This window comes from Ruegeria sp. HKCCA0370, from assembly GCF_013033705.1.
Classification (GTDB): domain Bacteria; phylum Pseudomonadota; class Alphaproteobacteria; order Rhodobacterales; family Rhodobacteraceae; genus Ruegeria.
Genome location: NZ_WQEP01000002.1, coordinates 29,843 through 52,952 on the forward strand (window position 1 = coordinate 29,843; position 23,110 = coordinate 52,952).

General features: G+C 58.1%; 22 protein-coding genes and 1 tRNA gene. 13 read left to right on the forward strand and 10 right to left on the reverse strand.

Annotated elements, in window-relative coordinates; translation table 11 throughout:
- Positions 1-38 precede the first annotated feature (38 nt).
- The 3 genes from GOW31_RS06370 (at position 39) to GOW31_RS06380 (ending at position 3,704) form a co-directional block, all read left to right on the forward strand.
- Entirely contained in the window at positions 39-344 is a 306-nt protein-coding gene (locus GOW31_RS06370; protein ID WP_171168766.1) for a hypothetical protein, read from the forward strand.
- A 343-nt stretch (positions 345-687) separates the two neighbouring features.
- Entirely contained in the window at positions 688-2,007 is a 1,320-nt protein-coding gene (locus GOW31_RS06375) for a hypothetical protein (RefSeq protein WP_171168768.1), read from the forward strand.
- A gap of 1,079 nt (positions 2,008-3,086) precedes the next feature.
- On the forward strand, positions 3,087-3,704 hold the full coding sequence (locus GOW31_RS06380; protein ID WP_171168769.1) for a DUF4329 domain-containing protein: 618 nt from the start codon (positions 3,087-3,089) through the stop codon (positions 3,702-3,704).
- Positions 3,705-4,264: 560 nt separating this feature from the next.
- Here GOW31_RS06380 and GOW31_RS06385 read toward each other — a convergent pair.
- From GOW31_RS06385 to GOW31_RS06400, 4 genes are all read right to left on the reverse strand, one after another.
- Positions 4,265-4,501, reverse strand: a complete 237-nt coding sequence (locus GOW31_RS06385; protein WP_171168771.1) for a hypothetical protein — start codon at positions 4,499-4,501, stop codon at positions 4,265-4,267.
- A gap of 78 nt (positions 4,502-4,579) precedes the next feature.
- Positions 4,580-4,656 (reverse strand) — tRNA-Met (locus tag GOW31_RS06390).
- A gap of 72 nt (positions 4,657-4,728) precedes the next feature.
- The gene (locus GOW31_RS06395; protein WP_171168773.1) at positions 4,729-5,715 is read right to left on the reverse strand and encodes an alpha/beta fold hydrolase; all 987 of its coding nucleotides are present in this window, start codon (positions 5,713-5,715) and stop codon (positions 4,729-4,731) included.
- Positions 5,716-7,188 carry an NAD(P)/FAD-dependent oxidoreductase gene (locus GOW31_RS06400; RefSeq protein WP_171168775.1) on the reverse strand — a complete coding sequence of 491 codons (1,473 nt, stop codon included), beginning with the start codon at positions 7,186-7,188 and terminating at the stop codon, positions 5,716-5,718.
- A gap of 225 nt (positions 7,189-7,413) precedes the next feature.
- Between GOW31_RS06400 and GOW31_RS06405 the strand changes: the two genes are divergently transcribed.
- From GOW31_RS06405 to GOW31_RS06420, 4 genes are all read left to right on the forward strand, one after another.
- Positions 7,414-8,961, forward strand: a complete 1,548-nt coding sequence (locus GOW31_RS06405) for a trimethylamine methyltransferase family protein (RefSeq protein WP_256368781.1) — start codon at positions 7,414-7,416, stop codon at positions 8,959-8,961.
- 72 nt (positions 8,962-9,033) lie between these two features.
- Positions 9,034-10,137, forward strand: a complete 1,104-nt coding sequence (locus GOW31_RS06410; protein WP_171168779.1) for a mandelate racemase/muconate lactonizing enzyme family protein — start codon at positions 9,034-9,036, stop codon at positions 10,135-10,137.
- Positions 10,138-10,152: 15 nt separating this feature from the next.
- Positions 10,153-10,884, forward strand: a complete 732-nt coding sequence (locus tag GOW31_RS06415; RefSeq protein ID WP_171169286.1) for an SDR family NAD(P)-dependent oxidoreductase — start codon at positions 10,153-10,155, stop codon at positions 10,882-10,884.
- A complete protein-coding gene (locus tag GOW31_RS06420; protein WP_171168781.1) occupies positions 10,881-11,615 on the forward strand; it encodes an SDR family NAD(P)-dependent oxidoreductase in 735 nt (244 codons plus the stop codon). The genes GOW31_RS06415 and GOW31_RS06420 overlap by 4 nt, the downstream gene beginning before the upstream one ends.
- Positions 11,616-11,625: 10 nt before the next feature.
- Here GOW31_RS06420 and GOW31_RS06425 read toward each other — a convergent pair whose 3' ends face one another.
- The 5 genes from GOW31_RS06425 to GOW31_RS06445 are packed head-to-tail and all read right to left on the reverse strand — an operon-like array spanning position 11,626 to position 16,270.
- Positions 11,626-12,966, reverse strand: a complete 1,341-nt coding sequence (locus tag GOW31_RS06425) for an FAD-binding oxidoreductase (RefSeq protein ID WP_171168783.1) — start codon at positions 12,964-12,966, stop codon at positions 11,626-11,628.
- The gene (locus GOW31_RS06430) at positions 12,963-14,459 is read right to left on the reverse strand and encodes an aldehyde dehydrogenase (RefSeq protein WP_171118561.1); all 1,497 of its coding nucleotides are present in this window, start codon (positions 14,457-14,459) and stop codon (positions 12,963-12,965) included. Before GOW31_RS06430 ends, GOW31_RS06425 begins: the two co-directional genes overlap by 4 nt.
- A 5-nt stretch (positions 14,460-14,464) precedes the next feature.
- On the reverse strand, positions 14,465-15,382 hold the full coding sequence (locus tag GOW31_RS06435; RefSeq protein WP_152458886.1) for a dihydrodipicolinate synthase family protein: 918 nt from the start codon (positions 15,380-15,382) through the stop codon (positions 14,465-14,467).
- 7 nt (positions 15,383-15,389) lie between these two features.
- Entirely contained in the window at positions 15,390-16,100 is a 711-nt protein-coding gene (locus tag GOW31_RS06440) for a GntR family transcriptional regulator (RefSeq protein ID WP_171118563.1), read from the reverse strand.
- Positions 16,097-16,270: a hypothetical protein gene (locus GOW31_RS06445; protein WP_171168785.1), complete on the reverse strand. Its 174-nt coding sequence runs from the start codon at positions 16,268-16,270 to the stop codon at positions 16,097-16,099. Before GOW31_RS06445 ends, GOW31_RS06440 begins: the two co-directional genes overlap by 4 nt.
- Here GOW31_RS06445 and GOW31_RS06450 point away from each other — a divergent pair.
- Positions 16,269-17,219, forward strand: coding sequence for a GlxA family transcriptional regulator (locus GOW31_RS06450; protein WP_171168787.1), 951 nt, complete (start codon positions 16,269-16,271; stop codon positions 17,217-17,219). The two genes, GOW31_RS06445 and GOW31_RS06450, sit on opposite strands and share 2 nt — an antisense overlap.
- Positions 17,220-17,683: 464 nt before the next feature.
- Here the strand turns inward: GOW31_RS06450 and GOW31_RS06455 are convergent, their stop codons facing one another.
- A complete protein-coding gene (locus GOW31_RS06455; RefSeq protein ID WP_171168789.1) occupies positions 17,684-18,253 on the reverse strand; it encodes a DUF2796 domain-containing protein in 570 nt (189 codons plus the stop codon).
- A 249-nt stretch (positions 18,254-18,502) separates the two neighbouring features.
- On the opposite strand from GOW31_RS06455, the gene GOW31_RS06460 reads away from it, so the two are divergent.
- The 5 genes from GOW31_RS06460 to GOW31_RS06480 all read left to right on the forward strand — a co-directional run bounded on the left by GOW31_RS06460 (position 18,503) and on the right by GOW31_RS06480 (position 23,108).
- Positions 18,503-19,774: an imelysin family protein gene (locus GOW31_RS06460; protein ID WP_171168791.1), complete on the forward strand. Its 1,272-nt coding sequence runs from the start codon at positions 18,503-18,505 to the stop codon at positions 19,772-19,774.
- A gap of 86 nt (positions 19,775-19,860) precedes the next feature.
- Complete coding sequence (locus tag GOW31_RS06465; protein ID WP_171168793.1) at positions 19,861-20,154, forward strand: bacterioferritin-associated ferredoxin; 294 nt, start codon at positions 19,861-19,863, stop codon at positions 20,152-20,154.
- Entirely contained in the window at positions 20,102-20,587 is a 486-nt protein-coding gene (bfr, locus tag GOW31_RS06470) for a bacterioferritin (protein WP_152458892.1), read from the forward strand. The genes GOW31_RS06465 and bfr overlap by 53 nt, the downstream gene beginning before the upstream one ends.
- Positions 20,588-20,603: 16 nt before the next feature.
- On the forward strand, positions 20,604-22,094 hold the full coding sequence (locus GOW31_RS06475) for a di-heme oxidoredictase family protein (protein ID WP_371813718.1): 1,491 nt from the start codon (positions 20,604-20,606) through the stop codon (positions 22,092-22,094).
- Positions 22,095-22,097: 3 nt separating this feature from the next.
- Positions 22,098-23,108: an imelysin family protein gene (locus GOW31_RS06480; protein WP_171168797.1), complete on the forward strand. Its 1,011-nt coding sequence runs from the start codon at positions 22,098-22,100 to the stop codon at positions 23,106-23,108.
- Positions 23,109-23,110 lie beyond the last annotated feature (2 nt).

Sequence of the window (23,110 nt, forward strand, 5' to 3'; positions counted from 1 at the left end):
AAATCGAACGGCTGAAACGCGCAGTTTCAAATCAGACCTTGGACAAACTGATCCTGACGGTGACGGCCATCCGTTGCTCGACGAGCGAAGAGAGAGGCTCCTGCAAAAACAATGGGAAGGTTTGCGTCGACAAGATCGGGCGCGCCCTGCCAGGGGAACTAGGAAAAGAGTTGTCAAAGCCAACCTGCATCGATGGGTTCATCCGCGCCTGCAATCGAGAACGTCGCGAACTCAACGCATTTGGCAAACCGGTCGGGAAGGAGTTCGAATTCGCAGCAGCAGAAGCCACCAAGCTGCTCAAGCGGCGTAGTGGAGGATTCATCAATCATTTTTTAGGTGTTTGAAGGAAATTCAAATCTAGAGTTAAACGGATTTTCGTTTCTCTGGCTCGAAAAACCGCAAACAGTTTGAAACCGCAGCAAAAGCCTGCCTCTAATGCCTGCTCCTTGGATCCGGGTTGTACAGAAAATACCCCTGTCACGCTCCACGCGTTGTGCCTGCTACAAAGGCCTGTCTTTCGGGAAGTTTTCGTTTTGGCTATTTTTCATTGCGTTAAGCTTGCCAACCAAACGAATTATACCTGCAAGTACATTTCACGACCAACCAGATTCGTCTCTTTTTTGGTTTTCGTGCTAGAGTAATTTTCTGAACAAGTTCTACTCAACACTAACCTCCTCAGGTGGCCGCATGTCTGCGCATTGTCAAAGTATTCGGGATGAAATTGAGACGCTTGAGCAAAGTATTGAACTTCTCGATATTCAGATTCAAAACACTGTTGACCCAATACAAAAGTCTGCGCTTTTTCGATTTAGAAAGCAGTCGCTGTCACTGCTTCAGCGAAAAAGGGGGGCTCTTAAGGCGTGTGAAGAGAGCGGCCCCCCATTGCCGCAAGTTCCGGCGGATATGTCAGATTTCGGTTCTGAGGTGACTCAAGGTATCCCCGGTTACGAGCTTGTCGCGGGTAAAGATACTCTTGCAAGAATATTTGTTGGTCGCCGCCCACCCGTAGTTGTTATGGCATCAGAACTTTTGGATGACGCGGATTCTGACTATTCGTCTAAAGCCCTCGGATTTGATCTGAATTCCCTTCCAATCCATTCGTTGCCCTTCAATCCAGCCCGGATTGATTATGCCGAACTTGAGATTTCCGGCCCATCTGGGACAACAGTTATTCCAGGTGATATTGGTGATGGCGTATTCTCAAATGATACCAAGAGTTTCTCCGAAGACGACAATATCAACTTCTATATCCGCGGTCGGGAAATCTCAAAGCCTGGACGGTATCGTTTTACTGCACGGCTTTATCGCAACGGTACTCTTGTCGGCGAAAAGTCTCTTGGGCAACCACAGTTTCATCCGACGAAGGATCTGCGAATTCTTGTTGTCGTTGAGATCTTTCCCTTTCCTGCAGAGAAATGGGAAATTCTCTTTCAGGCTCTGGAGGACTTGTCTCGAATTTTTCCTATTCGATCAGGTTTGGCGCCTCTGGATGGGGATCAGGAAGCCGGGCTGCGCTACCGAATTGAGCCGATACCAATTGATTTCGCGTGGCCTGATCGGACTCCCGTTGCGCAGCGCCTCGCCGCATTTAACCAGGAGCAGTCTGCTGCTGGCAGGCCGGATCAGGCCGAGCATGTCCTGACAATACGCACTCAACAACCCGGAGAAATGCCGCTTGGCGGAAGTGCCCAATCTGGACCAAACGGGAGCATCGCGGGTGTTACTCTGAATGTGGACCCTCCTATGGATAATTCGTTCGGCACCTTAGTTTCCCACGAAATTGCGCACAACTTCTTGACTGTGCCTCACGTTGGTGACGAGGGCGTAGCGCTCAATGAACCAGCTGCATTCGATTTAGTCGCTCGCAAATCAGTAGGGAATCCTAGGGCGTTAATGTACCGGATTTACAATTTAACTCCCAACGGAACTGCGTTTCTTGTTCCAGACTCTTGGCGCACCATCCGAGAACGCCTGCTTACTAGGTCCAGCACAGGCAATGACGAGTGATTTGACTTCGGGTATTTGGCGACCGTGAGTTTGATGTGATTTCCTTGTGTGCTGGTGGTTTGCCGAAGGATGAACTGCGTAGTTCTGCTATTCAAAACTGGGGTCTTTCGCTTTGAACCGAAAACCGGCCAAGAGATTTGGAGACTGCTTAACCGAAATCGAGAAAATCTGGGTCACGCCGGAGGTATACCAGACCCAGATATTTTGGGCGATAGAGACCTTGGTGATTAATGGAGAGGGCCTAAGCGACAGGCTGGCTGTCTAAACAATTCAATACTTCAAGTTCACATCACGCCTGAAATAGACCCGCGCTGCAAGCAAGCTAGAGGGGACAAGAGCAACGCGGGCCCCCCGAAGGGTGGTAGTAAAACGGATGTAGCGTTGTGGCCTGCACCGGCCCCGTGTCGTAGCGCCGCAGGCAAGAAAAAACCCGCGCTGCTGAGGGATAGGAGCAAGCGCGGGGCAAGTGTTCGGGGTGACAGGTGTACGCCGCTGCTGGCTGATCGGATCAATCTTGCAAACACTTTGCGCAGCACGACAGACCGGATCATTGGAATAGTACTTCCGTTTGCAAAGAATTGGAGCAACTTAGATGCAGGATTTACTTGATGTTTTTTGGGTGGCCGCGTTTGTTTGTCTGCTCGCATTCGCCTTCATCGCGGTTTTTTGTTCGGCTGTCCCTGAAACGCACAGGTTGCGAGCAATTGGTTGTGTTGGGTGTTGTTTGCCTATGCTGCTGCACCGGTTCTTTCGAAAAGACTAACGGAGCGGAACGGCTTGAGATTCATGGTTGAAACAGGTCGCAGTTGTTAACGTTGTTTGGTTCCACGGTAACGTTGATAGCGGCAGGTAGAGCGGCTTATTCGCTGTACACGCAGCGGCCCAAGCGACCGAAGACAACGCAGATAGATTAGTGTCGAACGATAAGGCGGACTGGAAAACACAGGGAAGGCACAAAAGGACGTCCAGGAGTTTGCAACAGCGATGGATGGATTGCCTTTGTCGCAGTCGGCACCTTTCTTCAGGCTATCCCTACAGCGTTAGCGCTGCTTTAATAAGTTCATAATAAGGAGCAAAACATGATTGAGTTTAGCATTATTGCGTTGTCAGGACTTTGCCTTCTTTTTACGGCTCGTCAACTTGGTCTCGCAGTAGGCAAATGTGAAGCCGCACGCCGCCTTCGCTATACTTTAGTTGTCTTGATACTCTGGCCACCCGCGGCCACCCTGGCCCAATCACAGGAAGAAATCAGCGTAGCGAAAGCGACACTGTCTAGCCTACAGGGTATTTCTTTCAACAATGACACAGAGTATTGCGGCTACCTTGCATATGACCCAGCCGGGAAACTTGTTGCTACTCCTGCTCAACGTGGCGACAACAAAAGCTGCGTTTGGGATCAAGCAGAAAACGGTTTGGTGCTTGTTTTATCTTACCACACGCACGGGAGGTTCGACCCGGAATATAGTTCGGAAGTTCCAAGCGTTGCAGACATTGAGGCCGATGAAGACGAGGGCATCGACGGCTTTGTGTCAACTCCGGGTGGACGTTTGTGGTACGTCGATACGGAGCGAATGGAAGTGAGACAAATCTGCGATATCGGATGCTTGCCAAAAGACCCTGGTTTCGTTCCGGGTTTGGAAGGGGAAATCTCATCGGTTTACTCTTATGAAGATCTTCTCGAATACGAGAGTAACTAGTTGGGGCAAAGAACCCGCGAAACCGTTACCTTGCTACGTTACTGAAGACTACAAGTAAGAGGATCCGAGGAAGAGAGCGGTTGACACTCGCGTGAACGGTTCTTTTCCCCTCGGGTTTTCCTGCGCTGATAACACTCGGTCTTCTTGCTCTTGCGAAGACTGAAGGCCAATCACCATCGTTGAGGAAACTGAAGCTATGTTGGCGTCCCACCCACCCGAAGTACTGTGTGTAAGGCGGGATGAGCCACTAGCTGCCTTTGCGACATTTTCTTCGATCCTCGCGCAGCAAGTCGCAGACGGCACAGTTCGGACGTTCAGTTCCGCTGGGTGAAAAGGGAAAACGCCGACAAAGTGAAATTTCGCAGCGGCTGCGTCAATCTCAGCAATGATAAACTTCAATAAGTCCTGCCGCACGGATAATGGGCCGACAAAACTTGTGCTCATTCATAGATCGCCGCGAGTTATCCTTGGCTCTGTCCCGGCTCTTTCTTCTATCCGTTCTTCACCAGTTGTGGACGTTCACCAGTTGTCATTGTCCAATAGATTGCCAGATCGAGAGATCAGATCTGGTCGAGGAGCACGTCCGTGGATCTGTACAACGCTTTTTCTATACCGTCCGAGGCCTCTAAAGCTTGGAGGTGTACGTCTTGTAGCTTGCAGTTGTCGAGGAAAATCGCGTTGTCCAGCGCTACCGCCAAACCAGCAGCTTGATAATCCACACCGAGCACTACGCTACTGGATTCCTTAAGTGATCCATTTTGAATCATTTTTCCTTCCAATTGGTTTTGAAAACCCAAGTGGTGGTAATGATGGCAGGGCAACCTAAAGACAGAACATGAATTGCTTCTGAAATCAGATGTTGGACTTGAGAGATTTGGTAGCGGAGGAGGGACTTGAACCCCCGACACGCGGATTATGATTCCGCTGCTCTAACCAACTGAGCTACTCCGCCTTGAGTGAGAGGCGATTTAAGCGAGGGGCCCGGGAGGGTCAAGAGGGAAATCAACCAACCTCAAGATTTCTTTCACGCCTGCTCTGATGGCTTGTCCTGCAAGGATGTCTGGGGGGATGTGGTCGCTTCGGTCATCCTGCGGATGAAGGCGGCGCAGATTTCGGGCTCTGTGATCGGAATCATGTGGCCGAACCCGTCCAGCCCTTCGAAACTCAGCCCGAATTCGGTCATTGTCGGCCCGTGCAGCGGCGGCGACAGTATCGCGTCCTGGCGGCCATACAAGATGCCCCCTGGGACGGTCAGATTCGGATAGCGCGCGACCTGCGCGTTGATACTGGCATCGACGCCGGCGACGTCCTGAGAGGCCGTGACAAAGGCGGAGGGCCGCAGGCCAAGCGCGCCACCTGCCCGGTCCAGAAAGTCATCAGGCGGGGTTTCCGGGTCAAACGCGGCACTTAACGTGTGCGGCGCGGTTTTGGACGCAAGGGGAACGGCGAGCGTGTTGCCGATCAGGCTGCGCATCCATTCGGAGCGGATCTCAAGCGGTTTGAAGATCGCCGGGGTTTCGGGCAGTTTATGCGTCAGCGGCGCCAGTAGCGCCAGACCGGCGACCCGGGCCGGGTGGTCCAGTGCCATCGCCAGTGAAACCGCGCCCCCCAGTGAATGGCCGACCAGAACGGCGCGGTCCACGCCTTTTTTGTCCAGAAACTCGGCAATCATGCCTGCCTGGTGGGGCAATTGCGCCAGCTCGGCCATATCGCGCGTTGAATACCCGCATCCCGGCCGGTCCAGTGCGATAACGTGGTAGTCGTCGGCCAGAAGATCCACCAGCGCATAGGTAAAGTGCTGTAACTGCCCGGCCAGGCCATGGATCATAACGATGGTCTGCGCCTCGGGGTTTCCCTTTTCCACATAGTGGATGCTGCCGCCATGAACGGGTGTGATCTGACCCAGCTGCGGCACGGTTTCAAGACCGCGGCGCGTAATCTTCCGTGTCCAAAGGTTCATGACAAACAGGAAGGCGACAAAAACGGCGATTACGATCAGAACGGTTGTCATTCAGTTTTCTCCATTGCCAAGGGCGGCGGGTCTGTATTGCTCCAACCCTGATTGTGCCATGCGTTTCTGAAACTCGGCAACGGTGCCGGGCCACAAGGTCGTGTTTCGGCCTTCCGCATCCATGTACCAGGATGTACAACCTCCGGCCTGCCAGACGCCGTCCGCGTGGCGGCTGTGCATTTCCCGCGTGAACGCCGCCTGTTTTGCGGCGTCAGGAGTGATTGCGGACAACCCTTCGCGCTGCATCTCGCTCAGGACCCGGCCGATATGGCCAACCTGGGCCTCGATCATCAGCACGACCGAGTTGTGCCCCAGCCCGGTATGCGGCCCCAGAAGCAGGAAGAAATTTGGAAAACCCGCAACTGCGGTACCCAGATGCGCGCACATGCCATCCGACCAGGCAGAGCGCAGCGTCAGCCCGTCCGTACCGGTAATGTCCAGACGCTCGACAACGTCGGTTACGTGAAACCCGGTGCCCCAGATCAAGACATCCGCCTTGGTCCGGGTGCCATCCGCCGCGATGATCGTGTCACCCTCGATACAGGCGACGCCCTTCGGAACAACGCTGACATTGTCGCGGGCCAGGGTCGGGTACCAATCGTTCGAACTCAGGATACGTTTGCAGCCGATCCGGTAGTCGGGGGTCAGAATCCGCCGTTCGGCCGGATCGGTGATGGCGCGCTCCAATGCCTTTCGCCACATTTTCAAAGCAAAATTCACCGCGCGTTCCTCACCACGAAACACGCGGTGGCGAAATTCGAAGATCATGAATATCAGCTTGCGCCGAATGCGGGGCAAAATGGGAAGCCAAGCGTAAAGGCTGCGCACCCAGGGCGCAATCGGACCGTCCGGGCGCGGCATCACGTAAGGCGCACTGCGCTGAAAGATCGTGACGTGGCCTGCAATCTTGGCGATCTCGGGTACAAACTGAACGGCGGATGCGCCGGTTCCAACGACCGCCATGCGCTTGCCGGTCAGATCGACATCGTGATTCCATTCGGCCGAGTGGAAACTGGGCCCCGAAAAACTGTCGGCGCCGGGGATATCCGGGATGCTGGGATAATGAAGTGCACCAATGGCCGAGACCAGAAACCGCGCCGACCAGTACTGGCCATCCATCGTTTCAACTTGCCAGCGCGTTCCATCCCACCTGGCCGATTTCAGCTCCTGCCCGAAATGGCACAGGTCATACAACCCTTCCTGACGCGCGACATTTTGCAGATAAGCTTGGATTTCCGCGCCACCGGCATATGCGCGGCTCCATTGCGAGTTGAGATGGGTCGCCATGGAATACAGATGCGACGGCACATCACAGGCGACACCGGGATAGGTATTTTCGCGCCATGTCCCCCCGATATCATCGGCCTTTTCCAAAATCGCGATATCCTTGATGCCGCGCTTGCGTGCCTCAAGCGCCATCGTCAGTCCGGCAAACCCGGCGCCGACGATCAGCATCTCTGTTTTGTGGTGCATGAGTGAGTGCCTTCTGAAACAACCCTGCGTTTATCTGTTGCAGATGTATGCACTTGCCTGGCTGTGAAGTAGGTCACACAGGTAACAATGACCCGGCGTCTTTTCGTTACGCAGGGACAAATTATTTGGAATGACCCGTGTCGCTTATTGCAAGCACATATCGCAATCAGAGAGGTGGTTGCGCCGCGAATCCGTCAGTTTGTTTCAAAATTGGAGGATTGCCCCTTGACCACTCGCACTGCCACGCGTTCCGGCGGACGTTCTGCCCGCCGAGCCCAACGCACCGCTCCAAATTTCGACATGCTGCCGGGCCTGACCCGAGGCATTCCCGTTTGCGAAGTCATGGACGCAACCCAGGTCGAACGCATCGACAATGCGGCGATGGACATTCTGGAAAATGTCGGCGTTCAGTTCCGCGACCCCATCGCGCTGGAAGACTGGAAAAAAGCCGGAGCCAAGGTTGACGGCGAACTGGTCTATCTGGACCGCAATATGGTGCGCGAGCTGATCTCGACCATTCCGGCGCAGTTCACCTATCACGCGCGCGATCCGAAAAAGAACCTGGCGCTGGGGGGCAAGCACGCGATCTTCGTGCCGATGACCGGCGCGCCATTCCTGCGCGATCTGGACGATGTACGCCGCAACCCGACGCTGGATGATCTGGCGATGTTCCACAAGCTGTCGCACATGATGCCGGCGCTGCACAGCTCGGCCCATCACATTGTCGAGCCCTACGACCACCCGATCAGCCAGCGGCACCTGCGCATCACCTATTCGTCGATGAAGTACTCGGACAAGACCTTCATGGGCATGACCACCTCGCCCAGGAATGCCGAGGATGTGATGGATATGTGCGATATCCTGTTCGGCGAAGGTTTCATTGACGATCATCCGGTCACCACCGGCAACTGCAACGGCAACAGCCCACTGGTGTGGGACGAAACCATGCTGGGTGCGATGCGGGCCTTCTGCCGCCGCAATCAGCCGGTTCTGTGCTCGCCCTTTGTGCTGGGTGGCGCAAACACCCCGGCATCGGTGCCCGCGACCGTGGCGCAGCTGACCGCCGAGGCGCTTTCGGCGCTGGCCTATACGCAGGTGATCCGCAAGGGCTGTCCTGCGATCTGGGGGCATTACCTGTCGACCGTTTCGATGAAATCCGGCGCGCCGATGGCCGGCACGCCCGAGATCAGCCTTATGAACTTCATGATCGGCCAGATGGCGCGCTTTTACGACGTACCGTGGCGCACTTCGAACACTCTGGGTGGGGCCAAGACCTTTGATGCACAGGCCGGGTACGAATCCGCCACGACGCTCAGCGCGGTCATTCACGCCGGGGCCAACTATATCTGGCATTCGGCAGGCTGGAACGAGGCGGGCATGCATTGTTCGGTCGCCAAGTTCATCGTCGACGCCGAACAATGCGCGATGGCTTACCGGATGGCGGAAGGTCCAAAGTGGCACGATTTCGATCAGGCCCTGGCAGCGGTTCCGGATGTGGGGCCCGGCGGGCATTATCTGGGTCATCCGCACACGCAGGACAACTTTCAAACCGCGTTCTTTATGCCGGAGCTGTTCGACAACAACTCGATCGAACAATGGGTCGCCGAAGGCGAAGTTGAGATCACCGAACGCGCCCTGAAACATGCACAGAAACTATTGGCCAAATATGAAGAACCAAAGCTGGACGAGGCCAGGAACGAGGCCCTTCTGGACTATATCGCCCGCCGCGAAAGGGAAATCCCGGCGGCGGACGAGTTGAACCAAACATACTGATCCACACTCCCCGTACTTGCCCACCCGTCATCCGGGTGGGCCCTTTTTTCCGGTCAAGACACGTAAGCCAAGATGAAGATCGCCGAACTGCATATCTACAGCCACGACCTGCCGGTCAAAAACGGACCCTATACTATGGCCAACGCTCAGGTCTGGGCGCTGGATACCACGCTGGTCAAAATCGTGTCGGACAACGGTCTGATCGGCTGGGGCGAGACCTGCCCGGTTGGCCCGACCTATGCCGAGGCGCACGCCGCCGGGGCGCGCGCCGCTCTGGTCGAAATGGCCCCGGGCCTGATCGGAACAGAGGTCCTGCCTCTGGCCTTGCATCGCCGGATGGATGGGCTGTTGAACGGTCATGGTTATGCCAAGGCCGCCATCGACATTGCGGTGCACGACCTGCTTGGCAAACATTTGGGCGTTCCGGTTTCCGACTTACTGGGCGGAGCGGTTTCGGACAAGGTGCCGTCCTATTTTGCCACGGGCGTCGGTGCACCCGACGACATCGCGAAACTGGCTGCCGAGAAAATGGCCGAAGGCTACCCGCGTCTGCAAATCAAGGTCGGAGGCCGCCCGGTCGAGGTCGACATCGAAACCATTCGAAAGGTTTGGGACGTGGTCAAAGGATCGGGTATGCGTCTGGCCGTTGACGGCAACCGGGGCTGGACCACACGAGACGCCCTGCGGGTCAGCCGCGAGTGCCCCGAAATCCCCTTCATCATGGAACAGCTTTGCAACACAATCGAAGATCTCAGGAAGATCCGGCCTCAGGTCACGCATGGCATCTATATGGATGAAAACAGCACCAGCCTGAACACCGTGATCTCGGCTGCGGGCACCGGTCTGGTCGACGGGTTCGGCATGAAGGTCACCCGCATCGGCGGCCTGCATCCGATGCGCGCCTTCCGCGACATCTGCGAGGCGAGCAACCTGCCCCATACCTGCGATGACAGCTGGGGCGGGGATATCATCGCCGCTGCATGTACCCATATCGGTGCAACCGTTCGGCCCGACCTGCTGGAAGGCGTCTGGCTGGCTGCGCCATATATCGAAGGCAACTACGATCCTGAAAACGGCATCCGGATCGAGGGCGGGCATATCGCGCTGCCAACCGGGCCGGGGCTGGGCGTGGTTCCTGATGAAAGCCTGCTCGGCACACCTGTCGCATCGTTCTGAAAAATGGATGACGTTATGAACCTGAAAGGAAAATCGGCTCTGGTCACTGGCGCGGCTGGCGGCATCGGGGCGTCAATCGTTCAACGCCTGCGCAACGCCGGGGCGCGGGTCGCCGTCGCCGACCGGGCTGTCGATGCCATCGAGGCCGAGGCATATCTGCCCGGTGATCTGCTTGTTCCCGAATATGCAGACCAGCTGCCCGGCGCAGCGGCGTCCGCATTGGGCGGGCTTGACATCGTGATCAACAATGCGGGCGTCATCACGCGCGGGTCGGTCACGGATACGACTGATGCGGATTGGTCTCTGTCATTGGGTGTCAATGTCGAAGCCCCGTTCCGCATTTGTCGTGCGGCAATTCCGATCATGGCGGACGCTGGCGGCGGGGCCATCGTCAACACCGCGTCCTGCTGGGGGCTGCGCCCCGGCCCCAATCATGCGGTCTATTGCATGACCAAGGCGGCCATCGCGTCCCTGACCCAGTGCATGGGCATGGATCACGCCCATCAGGGTATCCGCATCAACGCCGTTTGCCCGAACGAGGTGAATACCCCGATGCTGCGATCAGGCTTTGAAAAGCGCGGCTTTGACCCCGATACAGCCGTGGCCGAACTGGGCCGGACCGTGCCGCTGGGCCGGATCGCCGAGCCCGATGACATCGCCGATGTCATCATGTTCCTTGTCTCGGACGCGTCGCGTTATGTTTGCGGCACGCTCGTCGAGGTCAACGGAGGAAAACCGGTATCATGAAACGGTTCGACGGAAAGGTGGCACTGATCACTGGCGGGCGCAGCGGCATCGGCAAGGCCATTGCCCGGCGTTTGCACGACGAAGGCGCACGGGTCTTTACCGCCCAACGTGGTGAGGACACCGAATTTCACGGCATCGCTGCAGATTTCACCCTTCCCGACGGCCCGGCACAGGTGGTCGGCGAAGTGATCGCGAAAGCCGGGCGTCTGGACGTGCTGGTCAACAACGCCGGCATGATGCAGGAAGCCTCGGTCGAGGGAATGAGCCTTAAGGACTGGCATCTCAACCTGACGGTGAACCTGACCGCCCCGTTCCTGATGATCAAAGCCGCGCTGCCGCATCTGCGCGACACAAAGGGCGCAATCGTCAACACCGGATCCATCGAAGGCCTGGGCAGCAATCCCGGTCACGCCGCCTATTGCGCATCAAAGGCAGGGTTGCACGGCCTGACCCGCGCCGTAGCCGTGGATCACGGGGGCGAAGGTATCCGCTGCAACGCCGTCGCGCCCGGTTGGATCGATACCGAATTGAACGAGGGTTTCATCGAATCCATGCCCGACCCGTCCGCATTCCGTCGCGACATCGCCAAGATCCACCCGGTTGCCCGAACGGGACGGCCCGAAGAAGTTGCCGCGCTCGTCGCGTTTCTGGCGTCCGGGGATGCGGGTTTCATCACCGGGCAGGTCTATACGGTGGACGGTGGGCGCATGGCCAAGCTGAGCTTGCCCTGACGCCTACGCGTCATTCCTTGCCGGACCGCCATTCTTTCCAGATCAGATAGCTGTTCGCCCCAAGCGAGGCGAATGGCTCGGGCGGCAAACGCGGAAGATCCGGCTGCGCCAGAAAGTGATCCGCGATCTCTGATCCGCCTTGCAGCGCCAGCTCTGCGATGCCCATGCCTTGCAGGGTGCCGCGGGCGATGCCCAGGCCGTTCTGACAGCAGGCCGAGAACACGCCATCCTCCAATTCGCCAAAGGCCGCAGACCCATTGCGGCTGAGGCACAGCATCCCGGCCCAGCGGTGCTCCATCCGAACATCCGGCAGATGCGGAAAGCGTTCCCGGAACTTCCGGTCATGCACCCAGCCGGCATTGCGCAACCGCATCCGGCTGGTTTCGATCGTCGGGTGAAAACTGGATCCGGTGCGGATCAGAATGCGATCCCCGTAGCTGCCCGAAATACGCCGGACCGAGGTGCCCATCGGATCCGCCGGGGTGACCGACCAGCGCGGTTGCCCGCCCAGTGTCTTGATCTGTGCCTCGGTCAGCGAGGTCGTGATCGAGGCGTAGAGGCAGATATGCATCAATTGCCGTTGGTAAAATCCGAAGCTTTCCAGATGGCCATTGTTGGCCAGAACGATCCGCCCGGTGCTGACTTTGGCCTTGGCGGTGTTGACCACCCAGCCCGCGCCCTGCTTTTCAAAGATGACGACTGGTGAGTTCTCGAATACGTTAACTTGGCCAGCCAGTTGGCCCGACAACGCCCGTACATAGGCTGCGGGCTGGATCATCACCGTCCCCGGCGCAAACAGCCCCGAAACATAATGCGGGCTGCCCGTAATCTCTTGCATCTGCTTTTGGTCATACAGCGTGTACGGCTCACCCAGTTTGGTCAGATGCTCAGCGAAGGCGCGGTTATGGGCGTCTCCTGCCCGTGTGGCGGCAGCATTGTATTTTCCGCAAGGGTCGAACATTTCCTGCGGCAGGTCGCAATCGGCGGCGACCTCGGTCGCGAAAGCGATGGCCTTGCGGTTCAGGGCAATGGCGGCGCGATCCGCTTCCAGCCCATCGCCTGCGTAATTGTCCGAGGCCAGATCATGCGGCAGGTCGATCATGAACCCCGAGTTCCGCCCCGCCGAGCCATCGGCAAATCGGCCCGCTTCCAGCACGGCGATCTTCAGCGAAGGGTCCAGTTGGTGCAATCGCCGCGCCACCGTCAGCCCGGCAAACCCTCCGCCGACAATGGTGATGTCGGCGGTCAGGTCCTGTTCGAGCACCGGCAGAGGCTCCTGGGGCGGCAGGATGGCATTCCACCCTGCCGGACCGGTCTGCCGCGGTAGTCTTTTGGCCTCGTATCGTGTCAATCCACGGCCTCGTCGGCATCGTCTGCAAGATCGATCCAGATAGTTTTCAGCTGGGTGTACTGATCATGCGCATGGATCGAGTTGTCGCGCCCGCCAAAGCCCGATTGCTTGAACCCGCCAAACGGCGTGGTGATGTCGCCTTCGCCAAAGCTGTTTACGGTCACGGTGCCCGCCCGGATGGCCCGCGCGCCGCGAATGGCCCGTTTGGCGTTGGCGGTGAAGATCGAGGCACACAAGCCATAGTCGGTGTCATTGGCTATCTTGATGGCCTCGTCAAAGCCCGACACTTCGATTACCGACAGGACCGGGCCGAAGATCTCCTCGCGCGCCAAAGTCGAGTCGTTGCCAGGCACTTCAACGACGGTGGCCTCGACAAAGCCTTTATCGGCCTTGCCACCGATCACCACCTTTTCAGCCTGATCGAGATATCCGCAGACCTTGTTATAATGCCCTTCGCTGACCAGCGCGCCCATGCGGGTTTCAGGATCCAGCGGGTCGCCGATGTTCCACTGTTTGGCGTGATGCGCGATGCGGTCCAGCAGTTCGGCTTTCACGTCTTTGTGCACGATCAGGCGCGACGAGGCCGAGCAGTTCTCGCCCATGTTCCAGAACGCACCGTTCACCACATGCGCCGCCACCCGGTCGAGGTTTTCGGCGTCGTCCATGACGATGGCAGGGTTCTTACCTCCCATCTCAAGCACCACTTCCTTGGCGTTGCTTTCCGCCGAATAGGTCAGGAACCGTTTGCCCGTCACCGTCGAGCCGGTGAAGGACACCATGTCGATATCCATGTGCCGCCCGATGGGTTCGCCCACATCGGCACCTCCACCCGGTACGATGTTCAGCACGCCACGGGGAAGACCAGCCTCCATCGCCAGTTCGGCCAGGCGCAGCGCGGTCAGCGAGGTTTCAGCCGCGGGCTTTACAACCACTGCACATCCCGCCGCCAAGGCAGGCCCGATCTTCCACGCCAGCATCAGCAGGGGGAAGTTCCACGGCAGAACCAGCCCCACTACGCCGATGGGCTCTCGCACGACCATGGCGATATGGTCGTCGCTGGCGGGTGAGACCTGATCGTAGATCTTGTCGATCGCTTCGGCATGCCATTTCAGACAATGGATGGTCTCGGGCACGTCCACGGTTTCGCAGTCATAGATGGTCTTGCCACTGTCGAGGCTTTCCATCACAGCCAGTTCGCGGGCATTGCGGGTCATCAGCTTGGCCAGCCGGATCAGCACGTCCTTGCGCTCGGACGGGTGCAGTTTCGACCAGCGGCCATCGTCGAAGGCCTCACGCGCCTTTTCGACCGCAAAATCCACATCCGCTGCGCCGCAGGATGCGATATCGGCAAGCTTGTCGCCGGTGGCCGGATTCACGCTTGCAAACGTCTCACCCGAGATCGCCGGGCGGAATGCCCCGTCGATGAACGCCCCGGTCGGCAGGGTCAGGCCTGCGGCGATGGATTTGTATTCGTCCTGTGTCAGCAGATCCATGTCTCTTACCCTTCCGCCACGATGTCGGCGATTGTCTTTTTCAGCACGCGCGTGACCTGTTCCAGCGCGCGTTTGTCGTCCTTGTTCAGGCCCTTCAGCGGAGGCCGCATAGCGCCGGCATCAATTCCGTTCATGGTGACGCCATGCTTGATGGTCTGGATGAACTTGCCACCCTGTTCCAGCACCCGCATCAGCGGCATCATCGCGGACATGATCCGGCGGCCTTTGGTGAAATTCCCTTCGACCACGCAGGCCTGATACAGAGCCACGTGTTCGGCAGGCAGGAAGTTCGACCCGCCGCACACCCAGAACGGCGCACCCCAGGCAAAGAATTCGAGCGCCTGATCGTCCATTCCGCAACCAAGCTGGATATGCGGATAGTCGCGGGCCAGCAAATGCACCCGGTTGATATCGCCCGAGCTTTCCTTGATGCCGCAGAAGTTGCGGCTGCGGCCCACACGGTCAAGGAACTCTTCGCCCATCATCGTACCGGTGCGGTGCGGGTAGTTGTACAGCATAACAGGCAGATCAGCGGCCTTGTCGATGGCCAGCGCATTCAGCGCGTTTTCCCGATCAGTCGGCACCGAATACGGCGGGCTGGCCAGCAGGATCGCATCGGCGCCGATTTCACGCGCGCCGGCGGCAAGGGCAATCGAATCCGGCGTCAGCATCGCGCCTGTGCCAACCACCAATGGCAACCGGCCCTTCAACTGCTCATGCGTGAACCGGGCCAGTTCCACACGTTCGTGGACGGTCTGGGCATAGTTCTCACCGGTCGAACCACCCGAGATCAGGCCATGCACGCCGTTTTCGATCAGGTATTCGATCACGTCGGACAAGGCGTCCCAATTCACGCTGCCATCGTCGTGATAAGGCGTGACCACAGGGGTATAGATCCCCTCAAACTTGAAAATCGGGTTCATTCCGTCCTCATGCAGGTTTCGAAAGGGGCGGGATTCCCATCGGGACATCCAGCGCGTCAGGCATCACGAACATCTCGATCTGATCGCGTGACAGGTTCCAGTGATCTTCGGCCAGCCTGGCCGCCGTCGCTTCATCGCGCGCCTCGATGGCTGCGATGATCGCATCATGCTGTTGGCTGGCCAGCGACAGGTTTTCCGACATTTCACCGGTCTGTGGCCGATAGAACGTCATGCCGATCCGAGCGTGATCGATCAGCAACCGGTTGAACGACGGCAGCAGGTAGACATTGCCGGACATTTCGCCGGTCACGTCATGAAAGCGGTTGTTGGCCAAGGCTCGGTCCTCGCCGGACCCAGACCGAAGGGCCGCCTTGAACGCCTGCTGGGCCTCTTTCAAATCATTGATCTGGGCGTTCGACGCATTCAAAGCCGCCAAACGCAGGATCGCTCCGTATACCATGGGCGCGGCAAGGAAGAAGTCGCGCAAGGTGGTGTAGGACATCTCGGAAACCCGGGCGCTGCGGTTTGTCCGCAGATCCAGATAGCCTTCGCCAGCCAACTGTCGAAACACTTCGCGCAGCGGCGTGCGCGACAAGCCGAATTCCTCTGACAAATGCGCCTCGTCCAGATCGGCGCCCGGGCGCAGGCGCAGCGTAAGGATGGACACTCTCAGGTGCTCTCTCAGCGCGCTTTTTCGAGACTTGGCTTCGTCTTTCATGCTTTGGCCTCATCCTTCTGTTCGGCGAACGCGGTCGAATCGCGTGCGGTCACGGTTTTGTATTCCATAAAAATACAACTTGTATACAATAAAAATTCGTGCAGCATAGGAGCCTGCGAAATAGACTCATGTTCTGGGCTTTGTCCCAACTTGCAAACGGTACTGCTCATGCCTCAGACGCGGCACATCACTTTCATCCTTGTCGAGGAGTTCTCGCACCTTGCGTTTTCATGCGCGGTCGAACCCTTGCGGATCGCCAATCTTGTGAGCGGCGAAGAACTGTACCGCTGGTCCTTTGTGTCCGAACATGGCGAGCAGGCCGTGTGCTCGAACGGATCCATCACGCTGGTGCATTCCGGCCTTCAGGGTCTGGCCAAATGTGATCAGCTGTTTGTTCTGTCGGGCATTCACATGCGTGACCACGTCACCCGCCCCCTGCTTGCAACCCTACGCCGCGAACGCGCGCGCGGCACGAAAATCGGCGCCCTGTGCTCGGGGGCATGGGTGCTGGCCGAGGCTGGCTTTCTCGACGGAATGCAAGCGGCAATCCACTGGGAATATCACGACGCGTTCATGGAAGCCTTTCCCGAGGTCAACCTGGTACGCAGCGTGTTCGTGGCCGATGAAAAGCACATTACCGCATCTGGCGGAACGGCAACGGCGGATCTGATGCTGCACCTGATCGAACGCGATCACGGTGAAGAACTGGCCATCGATGTGGCGGATCAGATGGTCTACAACGCGGTACGCAATGCCACGGCCAAACAACGGGTTTCCCTGCAATCGCGCAACGGAATGCGCAATGCGCACCTCGCCAAGGCGATCAACATCATGCAGGACAGTATCGAAACCCCGGTTTCCCCCTCGTTCATTGCAGAAGAGCTTGGCATTTCAACCCGACAGCTTGAGCGGCTGTTTGGAAAATACCTCAACACGTCGCCCAAGAAATACTTCATGGAAATGCGGCTGGAGCGCGCCCAGAAACTGTTGCTTCAGACCGAAGCATCCGTCACCGAGGTTGCCGTGGCCTGCGGCTTTGAAAACCCGGGCCATTTTTCGCGCGTCTACCGGTCAAGCTTTGGCGTCACCCCGCACGCGCAACGCAACAAGATCGACTGACAGTATCGGGTAGTGGACTTGTCGAAAACGATACGGCAGGGGATGCCGCGCTTTGTCGGCCCATGACGGGCCTGAACGGGCATCCCCCTAACCCTGCCGAGATACCCCCTCATTAAAACCGGACTAGTCAACAGATCGGCAGGATGATGTACCAATAGATTTGGATATTGGCATAAGTTTTGCGAGAACTTGTCATACATGCGATTCTTGTGCCCTTATTCGTTAATCTTTGCCTCAATTGGAGACTTTTGATTCAGCGAAGTCCGGCAACCTCAAAGTCCATAACCACTTGTGAAAAAGAAATAATTTTTGAGTTTCGCTCATTGCTGCATTCAAGGACCGCACTGAGGAGCAGTTTTCCGCCTTCAATCCAGCGTGTTCGTTTTCTGTGCAGCCCCAGGCATGGGCAAGGCAATCTTGGCTCAACTGCTTCGGTTGCGCGCTTCAAAACGTCAAACGGGCGTTCAAGCACCATCTCTATGGAATTGCGTTATATCGAGACTGGGCGCGGCGCGCGTGATTTCATGGGTGCTGGTCGCCGCGCCTGACCCGACGCGAACGTTCAGCTTCTCTGTCCCGCTGAACCGCTGGAAATACGCAAATTCCATCGTGGTCAGCGCATCCATATCCTGACATTGAACAACGTAGTCAGCTTGGAATTCCGAATGTTCGCCCGTTGCAAATGACGTGCCCCCCTCGCCCGCGTTATCCTGCTGCCCCGGAATATCATGCGTCAGGATCACGTTTGCAGATGCGGTAAAGCACACGGCGTCGGGCGGGACGACAAACAGATCCAGTGGTTTGGACAGTTCGGAAATCGCGATGGCGACACGCGTACGATCGTCATCATTTGCCACCGGGGTCTCGAACCCGATTATGTCAATGCTTGGAACCTTAAGGGACAGCGTAAATTCCGTGTCCGTAAACACGATTTCCAATTGACCGGACCCATGTTGATGGGTGGGCGTGATCTGCGTCGCCTGAGCGGCAAGAGCTGCCGGAAAAAGAGACAACGCCAGAACAGAGCACTTCATTAACCAAAAACCGCCTTTAACAGAATCACAACAGTGATTTTACCGCGAATCACCTGCCACGCAACGTTAACCCTCGGATCGGAGCTCGCCAGATTTGGGGAGAAGCGTGGGATTCAACCATCATTTGCTATATCCGACAATAAAACTCAGGTTGACATTGCCGACTAAATAACTCAGTTATTTCTTCGCGAAACCCGCGGTACATCCCCGCGCGATCCGACAGTTCTGACAGGAAAGCACCGAAATCCTATGACCAAGTTATTCACCACTGCCAGCGCCCTGACATTTTGCATGGCAACCGCCGCAATCTCGGGTGATGCCCCCACCAAGGCAGATGTACTGAACACCTATGCCAATATTGCGGAAGCCAAATTTGAGGACAGCCTGATTTCAGCCAGGAAATTGCAGGATGCGGTCAACGCACTGATCGCCGATCCGTCGGACGCAACGCTGAACGCGGCGCGCGCGGCCTGGGTTGCTGCGCGTGTCCCCTATCAGCAGACGGAAGTCTATCGCTTCGGCAACGCCATCGTTGATGACTGGGAAGGCAAGGTGAACGCCTGGCCTTTGGACGAAGGTCTGATCGACTATGTCGACGCGGCCTATGGCGGCGCGACGGACGAAAACGAATTTGCCGTGCTGAACGTCATCGCCAACCCCAGCTTCCAACTGTCGGGCGAGACCATTGATGCCAGCGAAATCACCCCCGAACTGCTGAGCGACACCCTGCACGAAGCCGATGGTATCGAGGCGAATGTGGCAACCGGCTATCACGCCATCGAGTTCCTTCTGTGGGGTCAGGACATGAACGGCCATGGCGCCGGTGCCGGCAACCGACCAGCGACCGATTATGCGCAGGGCGAGAACTGTACCGGCGGCCATTGCGACCGTCGCGCGCAATATCTGAGCGCTGCGACCGAACTGCTGGTCAGCGATCTGGCCTGGATGGCGGATCAGTGGAAAGACGGCGGAGCGGCGCGCGCAGCCCTTATGGAGAACGAAGCAGCAGGCATCAGCGCGATCCTGACCGGCATGGGCTCTCTCTCGTATGGTGAGCAAGCCGGCGAACGGATGCGCCTTGGCCTGATGCTGAACGATCCTGAAGAAGAACATGACTGCTTTTCTGACAACACCCACAACAGCCATTACTATGACGGGTTGGGCATCCAGAACGTCTATCTGGGCAGCTATACCCGCATTGATGGCACCCCGGTTTCGGGCGCATCTCTGGCCGATCTGGTCATCGCCACGGATCCGGCGCTGGATACCGAGATGAAAGCGAAACTGGCCGCCACCATGCAGGCCCTGGGCAAGATCAAGACAACGGCCGAGGCGGGATTTGCTTATGACCAGATGCTTGAGCGCGGCAACGAAGGCGGCGAAGCCCTGATCATGGGCGGCGTCAACGGCCTGATCGATCAGACCAAAACGATCGAACGCATCGTAACTGCGCTGGAACTGGACGGGGTCGCGTTTGAAGGGTCAGACAGCCTGGATAACCCGGACGCCGTCTTCCATTAATCTTCAAGCGGGCCGGAGAGGGTTTCTTTCCGGCCCGAGCAACCCTTTCTGATCGTCTGTAAAGGCGGCGAAACGAGCCAAGACCAATGATTGTCTGCCACTGCACCAACATATCCGACCACGACATCCGTGTCGCCATCGACTGGATGCGCACGGCGGATCCGCGGACCATCATCACCCCCGGCAAAATCTACCATGCCCTTGGCAAATCGGCGGATTGTGGCGGGTGCATGCCGTTGTTCCTAGACACGATGCGGGCCAGCGGTAATCTGGAAGTCCCCATGCAACTCCGCACTTTGCGTGCCGGAGCAACACAGGAGAAGGCTGATGAAAGGCGATCCGAAGGTCATCGAATATCTGAACAGGTCTCTGCGGCATGAGCTGACTGCCGTCAGTCAATACTGGCTGCATTACCGCCTGCAAGAAGACTGGGGCCTTGGCCATATGGCCAAGAAAAGCCGCGAGGAAAGCATTGAAGAGATGGGCCACGCGGACAAGCTGATCGAACGGATCATCTTTTTGGAAGGTCACCCCAACCTTCAGAAACTGGACCCGTTGCGGATCGGTCAGACGCCGAAGGAAACGCTGGAATGCGACCTGGCGGCCGAGATCGACGCCAGGGCACTTTACAAGGAAGCGCGCGAATATTGTCGGGAGGCCGGCGACTTTGTCTCCATGTCGCTGTTCGAAGAGTTGATGTCCGATGAAGAGGGACACATCGACTTCCTCGAAACGCAGCTCGACCTGTATGAAAGGATCGGCGAAGCCAATTATGCGCAACTCAACGCATCGAAAATGGACGAAGGCGAATAGCCTTCTTGCCTTGTCGGTGGTCGCCCTGGCGGCCACCCCCTCCCTGTCAGCCGAGCTGCGGGACCTGCATCTGAAATTCACCCCCCGCACCGACGAGGAACGCGCCCGCATTGCGGCCGTGACCGCGCGCCCGCAGGATTATGGCGTGTCGCAGCCGTTCGAAGAACTCTCTGCCGGGGCGGCGACTGTCCGGGTCCGCAACGACGCGGATGCGTTTTCGCAACCCTCGGGCAATCTGAGCTTCGAGCAGGAGCTGGATTTCAAGGTCGGCAACGGGTTGTTCAAGAAAATCTGGGTGTCGTCACCATCATCCACATTGGCCTCTGACGGGTTGGGGCCGCTGTACAACGCGCGGTCTTGCCAGCGTTGCCATATAAAGGATGGGCGGGGGCACACACCCAACGGCCCTGATGACAACGCGGTCTCGATGTTCCTTCGGGTCTCGATCCCCGGTGCGCCGGAAGACGGGTATGCCGGGATCGAAGACTACATCGCCACCCGGCCCGAACCCAACTATGGCGGGCAGATGCAGGATTTCGCGCTTGCCGGACATCCGGCGGAATATCGGCTGGATATCTCTTACGAAGAAGTCCCCGTTGAACTTTCTGACGGCGAGACCGCGTCACTGCGCCGCCCGTCTTACAGGGCCGCTGACCTGGGCTATGGCCCGCTGCACCCGGATGCGATGCTGAGCCCGCGGGTCGCACCGCAGATGATCGGGCTTGGCCTGCTGGAGGCGATCCCGGTCGAAGACCTGCTGGCCCGGGCTGATCCCGATGACGTGGATGGGGATGGCATCTCGGGCCGTCCGAACATCGTCTGGTCGGTTGAATACGGCGCCCCGATGATGGGCCGGTTCGGGCACAAGGCAGGCATGCCGACGGTCATGGAGCAATCCGCCGCAGCCTTTGCCGGGGATATCGGTATTTCAAGCCCGCTGTACCCTGCACCTCAGGGGGACTGCACGGACTTGCAGGTGAACTGCGTCGAGGCCCCGCATGGCGACACCGATACCCGCGCGTTCGAGATCGATCAGCAGGGCATGGACCTGGTGGATTTCTACAGCCGCAATCTGGGCGTGCCCGGCCGCCGTGATGTCGACGACCCCGAGGTGTTGCGCGGCAAAGAGGTGTTTCACACGATCGGCTGCGCATCCTGTCATACTCCGGCCCATGTCACCCACCGGCTGGAAGATCGGCCCGAGCACAGCTTTCAGCTGATCTGGCCCTATACCGACCTGCTGCTGCATGACATGGGCGAAGGTCTGGCGGATCACCGCCCCGAGGCCCGCGCGACGGGGCGCGAATGGCGGACGCCGCCTTTGTGGGGCATTGGTCTAACCGAACGCGTCTCGGGCCACACGCAGTTTCTGCATGACGGGCGGGCACGCAATCTGCTCGAGGCGATCCTGTGGCACGGCGGCGAAGCCCAGGCCGCGCGCGATGCGGTTGTGTCGATGCCGAAAACTGACCGCGGCGCCCTAATCCGTTTTCTGGAGAGCCTCTGACCCATGCGTATTCTTACCTTTGTTGCCGCGTTGATGATGCCGCTTGCCGCACAGGCGCAGGACCGCGCACCCATCCTGATGGACGTTGCCGAGATACATATCCTGCCCAGGTTCGACAAGCTGCCGGAAACGACCGGGGCTCTGGTCAGTGCTTCGCGGGTGGATTGCGATCCGACCTCACCGGCGCTGCGCGCGGCTTATGATGCGGCCTTCGACAGCTGGATTTCCGCCAGTCACCTGCGGTTCGGTCCGACCGAGGTTGATGATCGTGCGTTTGCCATGGCGTTCTGGCCCGACACGAAAGGGTTCACCACCAAAGCCCTGTCCCAGCATATCGCAACCGAGGATGACGCCGTGCAACACCAGGAAGCCTATGCCGAGACATCCATAGCCGGGCGCGGGTTCTTTGCGCTCGAACGGATGCTGTTCGATCCCGCCTTTGCAGAGCAGGGCAATGCGGATTACCGCTGTGCGCTGATTCAGGCGATCGCGGCGGATATTGATGCCAACGCGCGGGCGATGGCCGATGACTGGCAAAGCTATGCCCCCGGCCTGACCCGGCCCGGCGAGAACGGCCGCTACCGAACGCAGGACGAAGCGATGCAGGAACTGTTCAAGGCTTTGTCCACGGGTCTTGAATTCACGGCCGACACTCGGCTTGGTCGCCCATTGGGCACGTTCGACCGCCCGCGCCCGAACCGCGCCGAAGCGTGGCGGTCGAAGCGATCCTTGCGCCATGTCGAGCTTTCACTGATGGCCCTTCGTGATCTTGCATCGCGATTGGCCTTTGATCATCCCGATATCGCCGCGGATCTGGATGCTGCCTTTGCGCGCGCCATCGAGAATGCCCAGGCCATTGACGACCCGGCGCTGGCGGGCGTTTCGGATCCGCAGGCCCGGTTCCGTATCGAGGCCCTGCAACAGTCCATCCACGATATTCGCGCCATTGCGTCGACTGAACTTGGCCCGACCCTGGGCATCAGCGCAGGCTTCAATTCACTGGACGGGGACTGACC